1 protein-coding gene is annotated in these 1,751 nt (G+C 43.8%); it reads left to right on the plus strand.

From position 1 onward, the window contains the following. Positions 1-297 precede the first annotated feature (297 nt). Complete coding sequence (locus ACP5KC_RS10520) at positions 298-1,626, plus strand: hypothetical protein (RefSeq protein WP_428287563.1); 1,329 nt, start codon at positions 298-300, stop codon at positions 1,624-1,626. Positions 1,627-1,751 lie beyond the last annotated feature (125 nt).

Raw genomic sequence — 1,751 nt, forward strand, 5'->3', positions numbered from 1 at the left:
TTTGAATATAAGTTCCTTGATAACGACTTGATGATGGCTTAGAAGCTCAGCAACGGAGTTGAAGACCTGGTGATCATTAGTGAGAAGCTTAATCCAAGGCAGGTGCTGTGCTTATTTAATTACCTCTGGAGATATCATATAATAGTATGTGTCATATTAACTAAGAAGCCTTTAACGGCAATTATGTATGACACGTAGTTACTAGAGTTAATTAAATACATCAACAGTAACAGCAGTGAGATTAAAACCATAGACCTAAAAGGCTAGATTAAAATAATAGAACACTTAGGGTCATTCGTGAGAACATCGACAAAAGAGCTTCTTGAAAGCGCTGAAAGTATCTACAAGATGCTTCTCGAAGCCTCTCGAGAGTTAACCTCGGAGATTTCCAGTGTGTGTAAGAGTCTTCAATTGCCTAGGGTAGAGGTGCTGCTTTCTCTGAGGGAGTTTCATGAGGAAGAAAGTGAAGGGGTGTTTATCGTGTGTGGCTTGTATGATCCGGTTAGCAGGGAGATCTTGGTTTCGCTACCGTGCCTATTAAGGTCAGGTGGAGAGTTTGTTGATAAATTCCTTGAGACTCTAGCTCATGAGCTTGTTCACCACTGCCAATTTGCTGGAGGCCCTGGTGATATATGTGGGGTAAAACTTAGCGTAAAGGATGCGGAGTTGCTGGCTAAGATCCTACCCTACGCTCATAGACCACATGAAATCGAGGCTTACAGTAAGCAACGTGAGTTAAGCGAGTTCATCAAGCCTTACCTGGGTGGCTCTAAGAAGCTCTTAATGAGGGTGTTGCGTACGCTTAGAAACAATGTAGAGGTGGAGATAGGGCTTGAGCAACTGCGGTGGTTTTCCATTCTAGGCCCGGACATTAGAGATGAGTGTAGTGTTGGATCAATGCTCTTGAAAGCTCTAGGAAACTTCAAGGTTGAAGAGGTCGAGGTCGTTGTAAACCCAGACTTGTCCAAGGAGCCTGGTGAAGCCCACGTATATGTGCTCATAGGCGGAGGCATAGCCCTCAGGTACTTGTGGCACGAAGATCCACAGAAAGACATTTACATGCCCCTGAAGCCCGTGAGCATCAAGCTCCCTGGAGGCGAGTACTGGATTAAGTATATCAAGGCATCATATGATTTCCTCAAAAGCCCTCTAAGAAGCGAAGGTCGAGAACCTCAATACCTGATTTTGGAGCCCACAGAGGTAGAGAGTTACATCGCTGGGAGCGTCTGTAGAGGTGAACAGAAAGCTATTCGCGCAGAGGATCTAGTCTCCCTAATCTCGGTCATAACATTAAGAGTTTATGGTGGTTGGCCACAGGATGAAAATGACGTTAGAGAGATACTAGGTAAGCTAAGCGTGGCTCCGAGAGGAAACTTAATTGAAATCAGCCCCTCCATTAATAGAAGAGGATCTTACCCCGAGCCCGAGCCTATATCAATTCTCGTATGCAAGGATACTAAGATACGAGTGAACAGTGACTCCATAGAGGCTACAGCAGTCGCGAATAACTGGCTTAATTACTTGAACAGTTTGGTTGAAACTGTTAGAGAAAGTGTAAAATTGTGTAAAATATCTAAGTCGTTGAGAGAAAGAGGGGGTGGATTTATCCCCTTTCATAGAGCGTGAACTCGAGATAATCTTTCCAGGTACTTCCAGTTACAAGCAAAGCTGACAGTATCTGCTAAATGAGATTTAAAACCCACAGTATCAACCACAATCCACTTTAAAAGCTCCTTAGTTCTTAGACGAAA

This window comes from Infirmifilum sp. (genome assembly GCF_049970975.1).
GTDB classification, from domain to species: domain Archaea; phylum Thermoproteota; class Thermoprotei; order Thermofilales; family Thermofilaceae; genus Thermofilum; species Thermofilum uzonense.